Source organism: Trebonia sp. (genome assembly GCF_049794275.1).
GTDB lineage: Bacteria > Actinomycetota > Actinomycetes > Streptosporangiales > Streptosporangiaceae > Trebonia.
Map to the genome: position 1 here is coordinate 1 of NZ_JBARCR010001020.1, position 3,003 is coordinate 3,003.

3 protein-coding genes are annotated in these 3,003 nt (G+C 72.1%); all 3 read left to right on the forward strand.

Annotated features, from left to right (window positions below):
• Positions 1–1,261, forward strand: a 1,261-nt coding sequence (locus WA805_RS25670) for a leucyl aminopeptidase (RefSeq protein WP_425243626.1), incomplete at its 5' end; no start/stop codon positions are given.
• A gap of 52 nt (positions 1,262–1,313) precedes the next feature.
• Positions 1,314–2,711: a dihydrolipoyl dehydrogenase gene (gene lpdA, locus WA805_RS25675; RefSeq protein WP_422326312.1), complete on the forward strand. Its 1,398-nt coding sequence runs from the start codon at positions 1,314–1,316 to the stop codon at positions 2,709–2,711.
• Positions 2,712–2,726: 15 nt separating this feature from the next.
• Positions 2,727–3,003: biotin/lipoyl-containing protein (locus WA805_RS25680; RefSeq protein WP_425243627.1), on the forward strand; the 277-nt coding region annotated here is incomplete at its 3' end.

The window sequence follows — 3,003 nt, forward strand, 5'->3', positions numbered from 1 at the left end:
ATTCGACGCGGAGAAGCTCCGCCGCGCCGCCGGGACGGCGCTGCGTGACCTGGCCGCGGGGGCGAAGAAACCGCCCGTTCGGGATGCCGGCGGGGCCAAGACTGTCGCGGTCGCCCTTCCCGCGCGGACGGCGGACGAAGCGGAGGCCGTCACCACCGGAGCGCTGCTGGGCGGCTACAGCTTCCGCAGGTACCGGTCAGGGCCCGCCCGCGACCTGGAGGTCACGGTGCTGACCGGCGACGGCAACGCCGCCGCGGTCAAGCGCGGCGAGGTGATCGCCGGGGCGGTCAACCTGGTCAGGGACCTGGTCAACACCGCGCCGCGCGACCTGTCGCCGGAGACGCTCGCCGAGGAGGCCGTGCACGTCGCCTCCGACCGGGGGATCGCGGTGGAGGTGCTCGACGAGAACGAGCTGCGCGCGGACGGGTACGGCGGCCTCACCGGCGTCGGCCAGGGATCGACGCGGCCGCCGCGGCTGGTCCGGCTCTCCTACACCCATCCGGAGGCCGCGAAGACCGTCGCGTTCGTCGGCAAGGGCATCACGTTCGACTCCGGCGGGCTGTCGCTCAAGCCGCCGAAGTCCATGGAGACGATGAAGTCCGACATGGGCGGCGCGGCGGCCACGCTGGCCGCCACCGCCGCGATCGCCGAGCTGGGACTCCCCGTGAACGTGGTCGGCTACATGTGCCTCGCGGAGAACATGCCAGGCGGCGCCGCGCAGCGGCCGTCGGACATCATCACCATCTACGGCGGCAAGACCGTCGAGGTGCTGAACACCGACGCCGAGGGCCGGCTGGTGATGGCGGACGCGCTGGCCAGGTCCGGCGCCGACAACCCCGACCTGGTCGTGGACATCGCCACGCTCACCGGCGCCGCGTCGGTGGCGCTCGGCCGCCGCACCGCGGGCGTGATGGGCAGCTCCGAGGCCGTCGCCAGCGAGGTGGCCGCGGTCATGCGGGAAGCGGGTGAGCCGGCGTGGGCGATGCCGCTGCCCGAGGAACTGCGCAAGGGGCTCGACTCCCCCGTCGCCGACCTGGCGAACGTCTCTGGCGACCGTAACGGCGGCATGCTGGTGGCCGGCCTGTTCCTGCGCGAGTTCGTGCCGGACGGAGTCGCCTGGGCGCACCTGGACATCGCCGGCCCTGCCTTCAACGAGACCTCGCCGTACGGCTACACGCCGAAGGGCGGCACAGGCGCGGCGGTGCGGGCGCTGGTGGCGATCGCGGCGGAGACGGCAGCCGGCCGACTACCGGGCGCGTAAGCGCTGCCTGGTGACATGATGAGACAGAGCGTAGGCGGAAGAGGGAGAGACAGTGGCAGAGGGCGGCCATTACGACATCGTCGTGCTGGGCGGCGGCAGCGGCGGCTACGCCTGCGCGCTGCGCGCGGCCGAGCTCGGCAAGCGCGTGGCCCTGATCGAAAAGGACAAGGTCGGGGGGACCTGCCTGCACCGCGGGTGCATCCCCACCAAGGCGCTGCTGCACGCGGCTGAGGTCGCCGACTCCTCGCGGGAGAGCGAGAAGTTCGGCATCAGGACGTCGTTCGAGGGCATCGACATGCCCGCAGTGCTGTCCTACCAGGAGTCGGTCGTCGACCGGCTGTGGAAGGGCCTGCAGTCCACGATCGCGAGCCGGAAGATCGACACGATCATCGGCGACGGGCGGCTGCTCTCGCCGACGTCGGTGTCCGTCGGGGACGCGGTCTACACCGGCGACCACATCGTGCTGGCCACCGGTTCCGCGCCCAAGTCGCTGCCCGGCCTGACGATCGACGGCGACCGGATCATCTCCTCCGACGACGCGCTGCGGCTCGACCGCGTGCCCAAGTCCGCGATCATCCTCGGCGGCGGCGTGATCGGGGTGGAGTTCGCGTCGGTGTGGCGCTCGTTCGGCGCCGACGTGATGATCGTCGAGATGCTCCCGCAGCTCCTGCCGCTCGAGGATGAGGCGAGCGCGAAGGTGCTGCAGCGGGCGTTCCGCCGCCGGGGCATCGGGTTCCAGCTCGGCGAGCGGTTCCAGTCGGTCTCCTACACCGACGACGGCGTGGCCGTGACGCTGGAGAACGGCAAGTCGGCGTCCGCCGAGGTCCTGCTCGTCGCCGTCGGCCGCGGACCGGTCTCCGCGGGCCTGGGCTACGAGGAGAACGGCGTGGCCATGACGCGCGGCTACGTCGAGGTGGACCCGCTGTGCCGGACCTCGGTGCCGACGATCTCCGCGGTCGGCGACCTGATCGCCACCCCGCAGCTCGCGCACGTCGGGTTCGCGGAGGGCATCGGTGTCGCCGAGCGGGTCGCCGGGCTCGACGTCCGGCCGATCGACTACGACGGCGTGCCGCGGATCACCTACAGCGACCCCGAGGTCGCCTCCGTCGGCATCACGTCGGCGCAGGCCGCGCAGCGCGGCATTCCGGTGACCGAGGTGAACTACCCGATTGGCGCCAACGGCAGGAGCGTCATCCTGCAGACGCAGGGCCAGGCGAAGGTCATCGCCGAGGCGCCGTCAGGCCCGGACGGCCAGCCGGGCAGGGTGCTCGGCATCCACCTGGTCGGCAGCCGGGTCGGCGAGCTGATCGCCGAGGGCCAGCTCATCTACAACTGGGATGCGGAACCGGCCGACGTCGCCGCGCTGATCCACCCGCACCCCACTCAGTCCGAGATCATTGGCGAGGCGCACCTGGCCCTCGCCGGCAAGCCACTGCACTTCCACGCCTAAGGAGCGCGCTCTACCATGTCGGTCTCCGTAACCATGCCTCAGCTCGGCGAGAGCGTCACCGAGGGCACTGTCACGCGCTGGCTGAAGAAGGAAGGCGAGCACGTCACGGCAGACGAGCCGCTGCTCGAGGTCTCGACCGACAAGGTGGACACCGAGATCCCGTCGCCCGCCACCGGCGTGCTGCGGGGCATCGTGGTCGACGAGGACGAGACGGTGGCGGTCGGGGCCGAGCTCGCGGTGATCGAGGACGCCGGCGCGGAGGCCGGCGGGGGCGGCGCACCCGCGGCCGCAC